Source organism: Nocardioides sp. LHD-245, from assembly GCF_030929495.1.
Classification (GTDB): domain Bacteria; phylum Actinomycetota; class Actinomycetes; order Propionibacteriales; family Nocardioidaceae; genus Nocardioides.
In genome coordinates this window covers 52,447-66,476 of the sequence record NZ_JAVFWN010000016.1, presented here as the reverse complement: position 1 = coordinate 66,476, position 14,030 = coordinate 52,447, and the positions used below count along the sequence as shown (strand labels likewise).

General features: G+C 71.8%; 18 protein-coding genes. 9 read left to right on the top strand and 9 right to left on the bottom strand.

Annotation, left to right across the window (positions count from 1 at the left end; translation table 11 throughout):
- Positions 1-38: 38 nt before the first annotated feature.
- Both RB608_RS22205 and RB608_RS22200 read right to left on the bottom strand, forming a co-directional pair.
- On the bottom strand, positions 39-848 hold the full coding sequence (locus RB608_RS22205) for an ABC transporter permease subunit (RefSeq protein ID WP_308090250.1): 810 nt from the start codon (positions 846-848) through the stop codon (positions 39-41).
- Positions 845-1,762, bottom strand: coding sequence for an ATP-binding cassette domain-containing protein (locus RB608_RS22200; protein WP_308090249.1), 918 nt, complete (start codon positions 1,760-1,762; stop codon positions 845-847). Before RB608_RS22200 ends, RB608_RS22205 begins: the two co-directional genes overlap by 4 nt.
- 109 nt (positions 1,763-1,871) lie before the next feature.
- On the opposite strand from RB608_RS22200, the gene RB608_RS22195 reads away from it, so the two are divergent.
- Both RB608_RS22195 and RB608_RS22190 read left to right on the top strand, forming a co-directional pair.
- Positions 1,872-3,014, top strand: a complete 1,143-nt coding sequence (locus tag RB608_RS22195) for a sensor histidine kinase (protein WP_308090248.1) — start codon at positions 1,872-1,874, stop codon at positions 3,012-3,014.
- A gap of 10 nt (positions 3,015-3,024) precedes the next feature.
- On the top strand, positions 3,025-3,684 hold the full coding sequence (locus RB608_RS22190) for a response regulator transcription factor (RefSeq protein ID WP_308090247.1): 660 nt from the start codon (positions 3,025-3,027) through the stop codon (positions 3,682-3,684).
- Here RB608_RS22190 and RB608_RS22185 read toward each other — a convergent pair.
- Positions 3,681-4,490: a phosphatase PAP2 family protein gene (locus RB608_RS22185; protein ID WP_308090246.1), complete on the bottom strand. Its 810-nt coding sequence runs from the start codon at positions 4,488-4,490 to the stop codon at positions 3,681-3,683. The genes RB608_RS22190 and RB608_RS22185 overlap by 4 nt on opposite strands.
- A gap of 97 nt (positions 4,491-4,587) precedes the next feature.
- Here RB608_RS22185 and RB608_RS22180 point away from each other — a divergent pair, with 97 nt between their 5' ends.
- Positions 4,588-5,121, top strand: coding sequence for a MarR family winged helix-turn-helix transcriptional regulator (locus RB608_RS22180; protein ID WP_308090245.1), 534 nt, complete (start codon positions 4,588-4,590; stop codon positions 5,119-5,121).
- Between the two features lie 39 nt (positions 5,122-5,160).
- Complete coding sequence (locus tag RB608_RS22175; protein WP_308090244.1) at positions 5,161-6,774, top strand: DHA2 family efflux MFS transporter permease subunit; 1,614 nt, start codon at positions 5,161-5,163, stop codon at positions 6,772-6,774.
- Between the two features lie 21 nt (positions 6,775-6,795).
- Here RB608_RS22175 and RB608_RS22170 read toward each other — a convergent pair whose 3' ends face one another.
- From RB608_RS22170 to RB608_RS22155, 4 genes are read right to left on the bottom strand one after another with little or no spacing between them, the layout of a single operon-like run.
- Entirely contained in the window at positions 6,796-7,155 is a 360-nt protein-coding gene (locus tag RB608_RS22170; protein WP_308090243.1) for a hypothetical protein, read from the bottom strand.
- Positions 7,156-7,191: 36 nt separating this feature from the next.
- Complete coding sequence (locus RB608_RS22165; RefSeq protein ID WP_308090242.1) at positions 7,192-7,965, bottom strand: MerR family transcriptional regulator; 774 nt, start codon at positions 7,963-7,965, stop codon at positions 7,192-7,194.
- A 15-nt stretch (positions 7,966-7,980) separates the two neighbouring features.
- Complete coding sequence (locus tag RB608_RS22160; RefSeq protein ID WP_308090241.1) at positions 7,981-8,742, bottom strand: ABC transporter permease; 762 nt, start codon at positions 8,740-8,742, stop codon at positions 7,981-7,983.
- 10 nt (positions 8,743-8,752) lie between these two features.
- Positions 8,753-9,517: an ATP-binding cassette domain-containing protein gene (locus RB608_RS22155; RefSeq protein ID WP_308090240.1), complete on the bottom strand. Its 765-nt coding sequence runs from the start codon at positions 9,515-9,517 to the stop codon at positions 8,753-8,755.
- A 160-nt stretch (positions 9,518-9,677) separates the two neighbouring features.
- Here RB608_RS22155 and RB608_RS22150 point away from each other — a divergent pair, with 160 nt between their 5' ends.
- The 4 genes from RB608_RS22150 to RB608_RS22135 all read left to right on the top strand — a co-directional run bounded on the left by RB608_RS22150 (position 9,678) and on the right by RB608_RS22135 (position 11,428).
- Positions 9,678-9,944: a hypothetical protein gene (locus tag RB608_RS22150; protein ID WP_308090239.1), complete on the top strand. Its 267-nt coding sequence runs from the start codon at positions 9,678-9,680 to the stop codon at positions 9,942-9,944.
- Positions 9,945-10,025: 81 nt separating this feature from the next.
- Positions 10,026-10,361, top strand: a complete 336-nt coding sequence (locus tag RB608_RS22145; RefSeq protein WP_308090238.1) for a YnfA family protein — start codon at positions 10,026-10,028, stop codon at positions 10,359-10,361.
- Between the two features lie 69 nt (positions 10,362-10,430).
- On the top strand, positions 10,431-10,910 hold the full coding sequence (locus RB608_RS22140) for an Rrf2 family transcriptional regulator (RefSeq protein ID WP_308090351.1): 480 nt from the start codon (positions 10,431-10,433) through the stop codon (positions 10,908-10,910).
- Between the two features lie 77 nt (positions 10,911-10,987).
- Complete coding sequence (locus tag RB608_RS22135; RefSeq protein ID WP_308090237.1) at positions 10,988-11,428, top strand: carboxymuconolactone decarboxylase family protein; 441 nt, start codon at positions 10,988-10,990, stop codon at positions 11,426-11,428.
- 31 nt (positions 11,429-11,459) lie between these two features.
- On the opposite strand, the gene RB608_RS22130 is transcribed toward RB608_RS22135, so the two are convergent.
- Positions 11,460-11,831: a MerR family transcriptional regulator gene (locus tag RB608_RS22130; protein WP_308090236.1), complete on the bottom strand. Its 372-nt coding sequence runs from the start codon at positions 11,829-11,831 to the stop codon at positions 11,460-11,462.
- Between the two features lie 68 nt (positions 11,832-11,899).
- Here RB608_RS22130 and RB608_RS22125 point away from each other — a divergent pair, with 68 nt between their 5' ends.
- Complete coding sequence (locus tag RB608_RS22125) at positions 11,900-13,378, top strand: SulP family inorganic anion transporter (RefSeq protein WP_308090235.1); 1,479 nt, start codon at positions 11,900-11,902, stop codon at positions 13,376-13,378.
- 12 nt (positions 13,379-13,390) lie between these two features.
- On the opposite strand, the gene RB608_RS22120 is transcribed toward RB608_RS22125, so the two are convergent.
- Positions 13,391-14,011, bottom strand: a complete 621-nt coding sequence (locus tag RB608_RS22120) for a hypothetical protein (protein WP_308090234.1) — start codon at positions 14,009-14,011, stop codon at positions 13,391-13,393.
- Between the last annotated feature and the right edge of the window lie 19 nt (positions 14,012-14,030).

Below are 14,030 nucleotides of genomic sequence, written 5' to 3'. Positions count from 1 at the left end.
GGGCGGAAGGCCGCGCAGCGGCGTGAGTTCAGGACCGGCTACTTGACCTCCGAGCGGCGCAGCAGCACCAGCCCGACGACGAGCGGTACGACGATCCAGAGCATCGTGGTCGCTGCGAGCTGGACCCACTCCTGGACCGAGGAGGTCTCGCCCTCGAACAGGACGACCTGCGTGTGGTTCCAGTCGAGCCAGGGCTGGAGGTCGGTGAACCCCTCCCGTACCTGGGCCAGCAGCAGCAGGATGCCGGAGAGGACGAAGGACAGCACGAAGTAGCCGACGATGGCGGCTGCGGAGCTGCGCAGCACCACGCCCAGGGTGAAGCCGATGGCCATCCCCACCAGGTCGCCCAGGACGATCTGGGCGGCGTGGGCGGGCCCGATGTTCCACACCGCGTCGTCCCCGGCGAGGGCGGAGCCTACGACATTGCCGACGGCGCCGATAGTGAAGGCCACCAGCATGGACACGATCCCGACGACGATGGTCGCGATCGCCTTCGCGCCGATGACCCGCCCCCGGCTGGGGACGAGCGTGAACGTCGTCAGTCCGCTGCGCTGGCTCCACTCGCTGGTGACCGCGAGGATCGCGATCATGGGGAGGAGCAGCGTCATCGGAAAGCCGAGCGCGGTGGTGAGGGTCTCGTAGCTGAGGGAGCGCTCGGGGGCGAAGACGATGGCGGCCGCGGTCGCGACGACCGACAGGACGCCGATGCTCAGGAGCAGCCAGAAGCCGGAGCGGGTGTCGAACATCTTGCGCAGCTCGACGCCGACGATCCGGCTGGTCGGGATCGGAGGTACGGCGCGCCGGGCGGTCGCGGTGGTCGTGGCGGTCTGAGCGGCCTGGGTGGTCATGCTGCTGCCCCTCCTTCGGGAACGTTGCCGTCGCGCTGGGACTCCGCGGTGAGCTCCAGGAACATCTCCTCCAGACCGGCGCTGTCCGCGGAGCGCAGCTCGGTGAGGGCGATGCCGGCCGCCAGGGCGATCCGGCCGACGAGGTGAGGATCGGCGGGGGTGTGCAGCGAGCCTCCGCCCGAGGGTGACGCGCTGATGCCGGCGTCCGCGAGGGCGCCGGCGAGCCGGGTGTCGTCCGCGGACGAGACGACGGTCCCGGCCGTCGAGAGCAGGTCCTGCTTGCTCCCCTGGGCGACGATCCGGCCGTTGCCGATGACGACCAGGTCGTCGGCGACGACCTCGATCTCGTGCAGCAGGTGCGAGGACAGCAGCACGGTGCCGCCCTGGTCGGCGAAGTCGCGCAGCAGGTCGCGCATCCAGCGGATGCCGGCGGGGTCGAGGCCGTTGGCGGGCTCGTCGAGGATGAGCACCTCGGGGTCCCCGATCAGGGCCGTCGCGATGCCGAGCCGTTGCCGCATGCCGAGGGAGTAGTTGCGGATCCTGCCGTCGCCCTCCGTCTCCGTCAGCGACACGCGGCGCAGCATCTCGGGCACTCGGCTGGTCGGCAGCCCCATGGTGCGGGCCGCGATGGTGAGCACCTCGCGGCCGGTCCGGCCGGCGTGCTGGGCCGAGGCGTCGAGGAGTACGCCGATCGCGAGGCCCGGGTTCGGCAGGTCGGCGTACCGGCCGCCGAGGACCTCCACGTGGCCGGAGGTGGCCGGGCTCAGGCCGACCATGACCCGCATGGTGGTCGACTTGCCGGCCCCGTTGGGGCCGAGGAAGCCGGTCACCCGGCCCGGGCGGGCGGCGAACGAGACGTCGTCCACGGCGGTCGCGCCGCGATATCTCTTGGTCAGGTGGTCGACGGTGATCATGACCGGAAGCCTCGCGGCGCCCGGGCCTCCGCCACATCGTCATCGAGGCCGGACCCGTCTCGTTCTTTCGGCCGATACTCGACATGCCGGCGATCCCTAGGCTGGGTGGGTGATCACGACCGCCCTGCGCTCGCTCTGGGACGAGCCGCGTGCCGCCGACCCGCCCCCGCCGGCGCGGCGTGACCGGGTGCTGGTCGGCGTGCTGATGGTGGCGGCGCTGCTCGAGGGCGTCTTCGTCGAGGACGTCACCTGGCGCCCGGTCGCGACGGTCGTGGCGATCGCACTCGCACCGGTGCTGCTGTGGCGGCGTACGCACCCGTTGGCCTGCGTCGTGGTGGGCCTCGGCACCGGCCTGTTCCTGGGACTGGCGAGTCAGCTGGCCGGGGTCTCGGGGGTGGGCCTGACCACGATGACCTACGTCCTGGTGCTCGTCTACGCCCTGGTCCGCTGGGGATCGGGACGACAGATCGTGGTCGGCCTGGTGGTGGCCGCGGCGGTGTCGGGGTTCAGCGCCGTGACCGACTACACCGGGCCGGCTGAGCTCTTCGGCGGGCTCGCCGTCCTGGCCGCGGTCGTGGCGGGCGGAGCGGCGTTCCGCTACCGCGCCGAGAGCCGGCGCCGGGCGTTCGACCAGGTCCGCAGCCAGGAGCGGGTCGGCCTCGCGCGTGAGCTGCACGACTCGGTCGCCCACCACGTCTCGGCGATCGCGGTGCAGGCGCAGACCGGCCGGACGATGGCCAGGAAGCGACCCGAGGCGGCGATCGAGGCGCTGGAGGTCATCGAAGGGGAGGCGTCGCGGACCCTGGCGGAGATGCGGGCGATGGTCCGGGTGCTGCGCGACGGAGCGCCGGCGGACTACGCGCCCCGACCCGGCGTCGCCGACCTGAGGTCCCTCGCCCGCCGTGACCCGGTCCCGGTCGTCGACGTCGAGCTGGCCGGCGATCTCGCCGGGATCCGGCCCCAGGTCGACGCAGCCGGGTACCGGATCGCGCAGGAGGCGCTGACCAACGCGCTGCGGCACGCCCGCAACGCCTCGCGGGTGGAGATCAGGGTCGCCGAGGACGCCGGACGTCTGCGGCTCCGGGTGAGCGACGACGGCCAGGTCGACCCGGCGCGGCCGGCGAGCCACGGCTTCGGGCTGCTGGGGATGAGCGAGCGGGTGAACCTGCTCGGCGGTACGCTGCGCGCCGGGCCGGCGCCCGGGGGCGGGTGGGCGGTCGACGCGGAGCTGCCGGCGGAGGCAGAGCGATGAAGGTGGGCCGATGACGGTGCGCGTGCTGGTGGCCGACGACCAGGACCTGGTGCGCACCGGCCTGTCGATGATCCTCGACGACCAGCCCGACATCGAGGTCGTCGGCCAGGCCGCCGACGGCCGGGCCGCCGTCGAGCTGGCGCAGCGGCTCCGGCCCGACGTGTGCCTGGTCGACATCCGGATGCCCGGGCTGGACGGCATCGAGGTGACCGAGCTCCTCGCCGGGCGGGACGTCCCGGACCCGATCGCGGTGGTGGTGATCACGACGTTCGACCTCGACGAGTACGTCCACGGCGCGCTGCGCGCCGGCGCCCGCGGCTTCCTCCTCAAGGACGCCGGGCCGGAGCTGCTGGTGCAGGCAGTCCATGCCGCCGCCGTCGGTGATGCCCTGATCGCGCCGAACGTCACCCGGCGGCTGCTGGCGACCCTCGCCGCGGGAGCGCCGTCGAAACGCCGTACCCGACCGGTCGAACGGCTCACCCAACGCGAGGAGGAGGTGCTGAGACTGGTCGCGGTCGGCCGCACGAACGCCGAGATCGCCGCCGAGCTGTTCATCAGCCTGACCACCGCCAAGACCCACGTCGCGAGCCTGCTGACCAAGATCGGCGCCCGGAACAGGGTCGAGATCGCGATGTGGGCCTACGACACCGGCCGGGTGGGGCCGACCTAGTCCGCAGCCGGGGGCCGCCCGGCCAGCCGCCGGAACCCGACGACGAGGCCCATCGCCACGAGCACGCACAGTCCGCCGGCGACCACGTCGAGGAGGTAGTGGTTGGCGGTGCTGATCACGACGAGGACCTGCACGGTGGGGTAGAGCACGGCCGCGACCCGCCACCACGAGCCGGGGAAGCTCCACATCTGGATGGCGCACCACAGCGACCAGCCGAAGTGGAGGGAGGGCATGGCGGCGTACTGGTTGGTGGCGTCGCCGATGCCGCGCGGCGCCGACGCGGCGTCGCCCCACCAGCCGTAGTCGGCGTACGCGCGCATCACGTCGATCATGCCCAGGTCGGGCAGGAGCCGGGGCGGGGCGACGGGAAAGCGGGCGTAGATCACCAGCGCGATGGCGGAGGCGATGATCAGGGTCCAGTAGCCGCGCTGGTGGACCCAGCCGCCGAGGCGCCAGGAGCGGTAGAGGACCAGCGGCGTCGCGGCGTAGTGGAAGACGGCGTAGAAGTAGCAGGCCGGCACGGCGAGCACCGGGATCGACGCGAGCCAGCTGTTGGCCGGGCGCTCGAGGTGCTGGATCAGCCAGTGCTCGACGTCCGCGATCGCGCGGGAGTGGGCGAGCGCGCCGGCGACGTCTTCCCCCTGGGCCGCGCGGATGAGCGTGTAGGCCACGGCCAGGACCAGCAGCGCGCCGCCCTCGACGAGCGTGATGGTCCACCGCCCGGCGACCCGGGACCGCGTCGCGGCGGCCGCGGGCGTGGCGTCCGGCGCGCCCCTGCCCCCCGTCGCGAGGTCACGAAGTGTCATCGGCCGTGCGCCCTCCTGTCGTTGCCAGTCGCCACCGCAAACACTGTCCTACAGGAATGATTGCGCGTGCGCAATGAATTAGGTAGCGTCTCGGCCCGTGAGGGAGCGCGACGAGTTGTTCGAGGGGCTGGAGCAGTTCCTGCAGTCCCTGTGGACCCTCGCGGAGCGGGAGGGGCTCACCTACCTCGCCGATCGTGACCTCTCGCTGACCCAGATCCGCACGCTGCTGATGCTGACCATGGCCGACGCCCCCCTGCCCGTGAACCGGATCGCGGAGCGGATGGAGCTGTCCGCGCCCGCGGCCTGCCGCAACATCCACCGGCTGGTCCGGCTCGGCCTGCTGGAGCGGCGGGAGAGCCGCGAAGACCGACGGGTCCGGCTGGTCTCGATCACCCCCAAGGGCCGCGACCTGGTCGACCGGCACCAGGAGCCCCGCCGGGCGGCGCTGCGGATGTTCATCGGCCGGCTGCCCGACGCGGAGGTCGGGGAGTTCAACGCCGTGCTGCACCGCCTGCTCGCCAGCGCCGACGTGCTCGGCCAGGGCAGCACCCACGGGGCCAACGCCGACACCAACGCCGACACCAACGCCGACACCAACGCCGACACCAACGCCGAGATCGTTGCCCGCTGACGGCGCGGCCCCGGCCCAGGAAGCACCAGAGGAGACCTGATGAGCAGTACCGCCAGCGCGCCTGGAGGCCCGACCCCGGGCCTGGGCGACGAGGACGACCGGATCACGCCCGACATCCTCAAGGTCGCGGCCGTCGTGGTCCTCGGCTCGATCATGGCGATCCTGGACACGACCGTCGTCAACGTCGCGCTGCCGACGTTCCTGACCGAGTTCGAGGTCGACGCCTACTCGACCGTGGCCTGGACCATCACCGGCTACACCCTCGCGCTGGCCGCGATCATCCCGGTCACCGGCTGGGCCGCCGACCGCTTCGGCACCAAGCGGCTCTACCTGATGGCGCTGGTGCTGTTCACCCTCGGCTCGGTCCTGTGCGGCCTCGCCTGGAACATCGAGGCGCTCATCGCGTTCCGGGTCCTGCAGGGCCTGGGCGGCGGCATGCTGATGCCGCTCGGCATGATGATCCTGACCCGGATCGCCGGCCCGCACCGGCTCGGCCGGCTGATGGCGATCATGGGCATCCCCATGCTGCTGGGCCCGATCCTCGGCCCGATCCTCGGCGGCTGGATCATCGACAGCGTCTCCTGGCACTGGATCTTCATGATCAACCTGCCGCTCGGCGTGGCGGCGATCGCCTACTCGCTCTACGCACTGCCCAAGGACGCCCCGCAGCCGGGCGAGCGCTTCGACTTCGTCGGGATGGCGCTCATGTCGCCCGGCCTGGCCCTCTTCCTGTACGGCGTCTCCACCATCCCCGAGGAGGGGACGGTGGCGGCCACCAAGGTCCTCGTCCCGGGGCTGATCGGGCTGGCCCTCATCCTCGGCTTCGTGGCCTGGTCGTTCCGGCCCGAGCACCCGCTGCTGGATCTGCGACTGTTCCGCGACCGGAACCTGACGGTCGCCACCCTGGTGATGTTCTTCTTCGCCGGCTCCTTCTTCGGCGCGATGCTCCTGGTGCCGACCTACTTCCAGCAGGTCCGGGGCGAGGACGTCCTGCACGCCGGGCTGCTGGTGGCGCCCCAGGGACTGGGCGCGATGCTCACCATGCCCCTGGCCGGAACACTCGCCGACAAGTACCCGGTCGGCCGGGTCGTGCCGTTCGGCTTCATCGGCATCATCGTCGGCGTCGCCGGCCTCGCGTTCAGCACCGATCCCGACACGCCGTACTGGCAGCTCATCACCTTCCTGTTCATCATGGGCCTGGGCATGGGCGGCACGATGATGCCGGTCTTCACCTCGGCGCTGAAGACGCTCCAGTCCCACCACGTCGCCCGCGGCACCACCCTGATCAACGTCATCCAGCAGGTCGCGGCCTCCGTCGGCGTGGCCGTCATGTCGGTGGTGCTGACCAACCAGCAGAACGCGTCCGAGGCGCTCAAGGCGGTCCGGTCCCTGGCCGACGCCGAGCGGCTGGGCATCCAGCCGCCCGCCTGGGCCACGGAGACGATGCAGCGCCTCGGCGATGCGGCGCAGGGCCTGGCGCTGAACGACCTCGCCGACTCGTTCTCGTCGGCCTACGGGGTGGCGACGGTTGCGCTGGTCCTGACCCTGATCCCCGTCGCGTTCCTGCCGCGCCGGCGCGAGGAGTCCCATCTCCTCGACGACCAGGACGGGGCCGGACCGGGCACCACGGGTGCCCCGGTCATCATCCACTGAGCCGGCCCGGGGCACGGGGACTCAGCCCGGGCCGTCGGGGTGGGTGAGGTCCCAGGCGCGGGACACCTTGAGCGGCACGACCATCCGCCACGCGTCGACGACGAGCTCGCGGGCCTCGGCCGGCTCCAGGGCGGCCAGCTCGGCGTCGACCCAGTTGAACCGGAGGTCGGACTCCCCGGGCAGCCGGAACCGCTCCGGCGCGCCGGCGACGAGTGCGGCCCGCTCCTCCTTGGGGAACGCGAAGCCCATCACGGTCTCGTCGCGGGAGAACGCGACGTACACGAGCTGCCCGACCCGGAACCTGAGCCGGTCGCGGACATAGACGGGGTACGACCGCTCCAGCTCGTCGCCGAGCGACCGGACGTCATCGAGCACCGCCATGCAGGGTCGACCGGTACGGCGTGGCGGAATCATCGCTCACGTCTCGAGTCGCTCGATGCGGGTCCACCCCGCCCACCCGCGCTCGGCGAGGAGCTCGCGCAGCCGCCGGACGGGCGGGTGCTCGTTCGCCATCGAGTCCAGCAGACGGATGAAGGCGGAGTCGTCCATGAACTCGTCCTGCTGAGCGAGCTGGCCGGCCGCGGCGGCCTCCTCGAAGAGCTCCACGAGCAGGTCCGCCATCTCGTGCACGAGCCGCTCGTGGTCGGCGCCGTCGTCGCGGACCAGCTCGCCGATCAGCTGGTAGAACCGGACGTTCCGCTCGTCCTCCAGCTGGGCCCGCTTGTCGGCCATGAACGCGGGGATCTGGTCGGGGTAGCGGGCCGCGATCAGGATCCAGGCGTCCCGCTCGCCCTCGAGCAGCACGTCGGGCGCGCCGATGCTCCGCACCCGGTCGAGGTAGTCCGCGACCTCATCCGGCACCGCCAGGGAGTCGCCGGACCCCAGCTGGGCGATCCGCCGCCGGTGCTCCTGCAGCTCGCGGATCTCCGCGCGCAGCCGCCGGTCGATCTCGTCGATCGCGACGCTGAACGTCGCCGGGTCGGCGGCGAGCAGCTCCTGCACCCGGGCCAGCGGCACCCCGGCGTCGGCGAGCGTGCGGATCCGGATCAGCCGGACCACCGCGTCGGCGTCGTAGGACCGATAGCCGGACCGGTCCCGCTCCGGCTCCGGCAGCAGCCCCACCTGGTGGTAGTGCCGCACCGCGCGGATGGTCACCCCGGCGTACGACGCCAGCTGTCCGATCGTGAGCATGACTCCAGCCTGCCCTCAGGCGAACCGGCGGCGGTAGACCCGCGCCGCGATCCCGTACGCGAGCACCAGGAGGCCGACGCACCACGCCAGCGCGATCCAGGCGTCGTCGCCGACCGGCTGCTCGTCGAGGAGGCCGCGCAGCGTGTTGACGATCGAGGTGACCGGTTGATTCTCGGCGAACCAGCGCACCGGGCCGGGCATGCCCTCGGTCGGCACGAACGCCGAGCTGACGAAGGGCAGGAAGATGATCGGGTAGGCGAAGCCGCCCGCGCCGTCGGGCGACTTGGCGGCCAGCCCGGCGATCACCGCCAGCCAGGTCAGCGCGAGGGTGAACAGGACCAGGATGCCGGCGACCCCGAGCCAGGCGAGCACCCCGGCGCCGGACCGGAAGCCCATCAGCAGGGCGACGAGCACGACCAGCACGACCGACATGAGGTTCGCGACGAGCGAGGTCAGCACATGGCCCCACAGCGCCGCGGACCGCGCGATCGGCATCGACAGGAAGCGCTCGAAGATCCCGCCCTTGAGGTCCAGGAAGAGCCGGTAGGACGTGTAGGCGATGCCCGAGGCGATCGTCATCAGGAGGATGCCGGGCAGCAGGTAGTCGACGTACTCGCCGTCGCCGGCCTCGATGGCGGCGCCGAAGACGTAGACGAACAGCAGCATCATCGCGATCGGCGTGATCGCGGTGGTGATGATGGTGTCGGGGCTGCGCAGGATGTGGCGCAGCGACCGGCCCAGCAGGGTCCGGGTGTCGCTCACGACATGGGTGCTCATGACGGTCTCCTCAACGCTCGGCGCCGACGAGCGCGAGGAAGATCTCCTCGAGCGACGGCTGCTTCTCGACGTACTCGACGCGGGCGGGAGGGAGCAGCGCCTTGAGCTCCGCGAGCGTGCCGTCGACGATGATCCGGCCCTCGTGGAGGATGGCGATCCGGTCGGCAAGCTCCTCGGCCTCGTCGAGGTACTGGGTGGTGAGCAGGACCGTGGTGCCTCCCGCGGCGAGCTCCCGGACGGCCTGCCACACCTCGATCCGGCCCTGCGGGTCGAGACCGGTCGTCGGCTCGTCCAGGAAGATGACCGGCGGATCGCCGATCAGGCTCATCGCGATGTCGAGGCGCCGCCGCATGCCGCCCGAGTACGTCGCCGTCCGCCGCCCGCCCGCGTCGGTCAGGGAGAAGCGCGCGAGCAGGTCGTCGGCCACCGTCCCGGGATCCGGCAGGTGGCGCAGCCGCGCGACCAGGATCAGGTTCTCGCGGCCGGTCAGGATCTCGTCCACCGCGGCGAACTGACCGGTGAGGCTGAAGGACTCGCGCACCTCGGCCGGCTGGGTGGCGACGTCGTAGCCCTGGACGGAGGCCGTCCCGGCGTCCGCCCTGGTCAAGGTCGTGAGGATCCGGATCAGGGTCGTCTTGCCGGCGCCGTTGGAGCCGAGCAGAGCGACGATGCTGCCCGCGGCGACCTCGAGGTCGACCCCGCGGAGCACCGGCAGCTCGCCGAACGACTTCTCGGCGCCGGCGACCCGGATGGCGATCGCTTCGTGTCGTGTCATGGCTGTGCTTCCCTTCCTGGTGTGAGGCCGGACGGCCTCAGCACGAGGGTGCGGGGTTGACGCCGCGTCAAGGTCAAGCGTGAGGGCCAACGAGTTTCTGGTGAGCCGTCGTACCGTGCTCGGGTGACGGCCGCCCAGCGGCCACGGGTACCGTGAGCCCATGACTCGGGCACAGGGCTACGGAGCGCACTACGGATCGGCGACCCAGGTACAGGACCGGGACGGGTTCCGGACCTTCACGGTGCGTGAGCTCGTCGCGTACGCGCGGCTGATCGTCAACCGGGAGCGGGTCGACCCCGAGCAGGTCGTCCACGAGTTCATCCGGGCCAACCCGGACGTCGACCTCGACGCGCGCAGCACGATCACCGACTGGCAGGACGGCCACCGGCCCGGCGACACCGCCGAGCGCCCCGGCGGCTACTTCTGAGTCGACTGGTCGAGCGCGTCTTCGGCGCTGGGTAAGGCAGCAAGCTGCCGGAGAGCGCCTCTCGCCTGGGAGGATCGAGCCATGGACCTGGTGCGCTCGATCCCGCTGTTCGTGCTGGCCGCCGTCGCCGAGATCGGCGGCGCGTGGCTGGTCTGGCAGGGCGTGCGGGAGCACCGCGGCTGGCTGTGGATCGGGGCCGGCGTGATCGCGCTCGGCCTCTACGGGTTCGTCGCGACCCTCCAGCCGGACGCGCACTTCGGCCGGATCCTGGCGGCGTACGGCGGCGTGTTCGTGGCCGGCTCGCTGCTGTGGGGGATGGCGCTCGACGGCTTCCGGCCCGACCGGTACGACGTCACGGGCGCGCTGGTCTGCCTCGTGGGCGTGGCGATCATCATGTACGCGCCGCGCTCGGCCTGAGGCTCCTTGTGCGACCCGCCCTATCTGGATAGCCTGTATCCAGTTCAAGGGGAGGCGGGTCTCGTGCGGATGAACGAGGGGGTCGAGTGGGCGGCCCACGTCTGTGTGCTGCTGCACTGGCTCGAGGAGGGGCAGGCCGTCCCGGCGCCGGTTCCCGTGGCCCGGCTGGCCGAGGTCTACGACCTGCCGGCGCCGTACCTCGTCAAGCAGGTCCAGGCCCTCACCCGGGCCGGCATCACCGAGTCCGTGGCCGGCAAGAGAGGTGGCGTGCGGCTGGCCCGATCCGCCGACCGGATCACGCTGATGGACGTGGTCGCGGCGATCGAGGGTCCCGACGACGCGTTCGCGTGCACCGAGATCCGCCGCCGTGGCCCGAACGAGGGCCGGCCGGACCGGGAGTTCGCCAAGCCCTGCGGCATCGCCCACGCCATGCGCGGCGCTGAGCTCGCCTGGCGCCGGGAGCTGGCGGCGACCTCCGTCCTCGACCTCGCCGAGGGCACCCCGCGGCGGGTCGCCACGGACGTACGCCGGCACTTCGCCCGCACCTGAGCCGCGGTCGGACCCTCCGGTCCGGTCGCTCGTCTGAAAACTGGACATCGAATATCCACTACTGAGAGGAAGAGCTCATGACCCGCACCCCGATCCGGGACGCGACCCCGGAGACGTTCCAGGCACTGCTGGCGCTCGACGGCCGGATGAAGAAGGCCCTCGGCCCGGTGCTGTACGACCTGGTCAAGCTGCGCGCCTCGCAGCTCAACGGCTGCGCCTACTGCGTCGACATGCACGCCATCGACCTGGAGCGGCGCGGTACGCCGAGCCGCAAGCTGCACGGCGTCGCCGCGTGGCAGGAGAGCCCGTTCTTCGACGAGACCGAGCGGGTCGCCCTCGCCTTCACCGAGCGACTGACCGGTGGCATCGGCGCGATCGACGACGACCTGTGGGAGGAGGCCGGCCGGCTGCTCGGCGAGGAGCGCCGGGCCGACCTGATCGTGGCTGTCGGCACCATCAACACCTGGAACATGGCGGGCATCACCACTCACCTCCAGCCGGAGGGTGCGCTGGCCTGACCGCGCCCGACCGTGCCCGACGGTGCGCGGCTCAGCCCAGCTGCCGGGCGAGCTGGTCGAGGAACTCGTCGGCCATGGCGAGCTGCGCGACCAGTCGGGCGCGGCGCTCGGTGGCCTCGCCGAGCACCGCGTCCAGTCGGGCCCGGGCGGTGGCGTGGCGGGGGGCTGCCTCGGGGTCGCGGAGTGCCTCGATGTCGCGCATGGCGGCGCTCATCTCATCGAGGGTGAAGCCCAGGGGCTTCATCCGCCGGATCACCAGGATCTTCTCGACGTCGTCCTCGGTGTAGAGCCGGAAGCCCCCGTCGGAGCGGCCGGAGGGCCGGAGCAGGCCGACCTCGTCCCAGTGCCGCAGGCTGCGCAGCGACAGCTCGGTGCGGGCGGCGACCTCGCCGATCTGCATCATGGGCCGATCCTGCCGTACGCGTCGGCGATGCCAACTCTCACGTAACGTGAGGGTAGAGTCCAGTGACCGTGAGCGACTCCATCTCCGTCCGGTCCGCGCTGCGGTCGCCGCGGGTGCTGCGCACGGAGGTCCTCGCCGGCCTGGTCGTCGCGCTGGCGCTGATCCCCGAGGCGATCTCCTTTTCGATCATCGCGGGCGTCGACCCGCGGGTCGGCCTGTTCGCGTCGTTCACCATGGCCGTCGCGATCTCCTTCCTCGGCGGCCGCCCGGCGATGATCTCGGCGGCGACCGGTGCCGTGGCGCTGGTGATCGCGCCGGTGATGCGCGACCACGGCTACGACTACCTGATCGCGACCGTGCTGCTCGGCGGGCTGATCCAGGTGGTGCTCGCCCTCGCGGGGGTGGCTCGCCTGATGCGGTTCATCCCGCGCTCCGTCATGGTCGGCTTCGTCAACGCCCTGGCGATCTTGATCTTCGAGGCCCAGGTCGACCACCTGGTCGACGTCCCGTGGGCGGTGTATCCGCTGACCGCCGTCGGGATCGCGGTCATCGTCGGCTTCCCCCGGATCAGTGCGGTGGTGCCGGCTCCGCTGGTCGCGATCGTCGCCCTGACCGGGTTCGTGCTCGCGGCCGGCATCGACGTACCCGATGTCGGAGACGAGGGCGCGCTGCCGGACAGCCTGCCCGCCTGGTTCGTGCCGGACGTCCCCTTCACGCTCGACACGCTTCAGACGATCGCGCCGTACGCCCTGGCGATGGCGCTCGTCGGCCTGCTCGAGTCGCTACTGACCGCGAAGCTCGTCGACGACATCACCGACACCCACTCCGACAAGACCCGCGAGGCGATGGGCCAGGGCGCCGCCAACGTGATCACCGGGTTCTTCGGCGGCATGGGCGGCTGCGCGATGATCGGCCAGACGATGATCAACGTGAAGGTCTCCGGGGCCCGCACCCGGATCTCGACCCTCCTCGCCGGTGTGTTCCTGCTGGTGCTGGTCGTCGGCTTCGGCGATGTCGTCGCGTTGATCCCGATGGCCGCGCTCGTCGCGGTGATGGTGATGGTCTCGGTCGGCACCTTCGACTGGCACTCCTTGCGGATGCTGCGCCGGATGCCGCGCTCGGAGACGACGGTCATGCTCGCGACCGTCGTGGTCACGGTCGTCACCCACAACCTGGCGATCGGCGTGACGGTGGGCGTCCTCGTCGCGATGGTCCTGTTCGCCCGCCGGGTCGCGCACCTCGCCGACGTCGAGCGCGAGCTGGTCGCGGACGCGAACGGCACGGTGAGTGCGCACTACCGGGTCACCGGTGAGCTGTTCTTCGCCTCCAGCAACGACCTCTACGCGCAGTTCGACTATGCGGAGGATCCCGGACGCGTCGTCATCGACCTGTCGGCCTCACATGTCTGGGACGCCTCGACGGTCGCGGCGCTCGACGCCGTCACGACCAAGTACGCGCGCAGGGGGACGGTCGTCGAGATCCACGGACTCAACGACGCCAGCGCGGAGTTCCACGCCCGGCTCACCGGCCGGCTGTCCGGGCACTGACCGGCAGGTGGCTCAGCGGGTAGCGCGCTCCGCCAGCCGGACGGCGGCGTGCCGCACGATCGGTGCCTCGTCGGCGTCGCGCGCGGCCTCGTGGGGGATCAGTCCACCGAGCAGCCCGGCGGGCTGGGTGAGCCAGGTCCACACCTGCCACGGATCCATCGTCGAGGCGAGCAGCGGCTCCAGCACCGCTGCCAGCTCGGGTCGCAGCTCGCCGTCGTCGCCCAGCTGAAAGGCGGGGACGAGCACGCCCCCGTCGTGCGGAACGACGAGCAACGCCCCCCGCTCGGCCGCCTTGTGCACGGCGAACCGGGCGGCGTTCTCCGACACCCCGCGCACCTCGGCGAGGCTCGCGTAGGTGTGGGTCGGCGAGGCGAGGAGCCCGGCGCGCACCTGGGCCCGGCGGCGCAGCTGCACCAGCGCGAGGGGCACGGCGTGAGCCGGATCGTCCCCGTCCTGGTGGAGCAGCCGGTCGAGGTCGGCGAGCTGCTCGTCGGTGAGCGGGGCGCCGGTGCCCGGATCGCGCCAGCGGGCGATGCCGCCGAGGTCGCGCTCGAAGGTCGGCAGCCCGGCCGCGCCCAGCTGGTCGGCCAGACCGAGGCCCTCGAGCCACTGCGCGAGCTGGTCTCCGTTCACGGACCCAGCCTCGCACGTG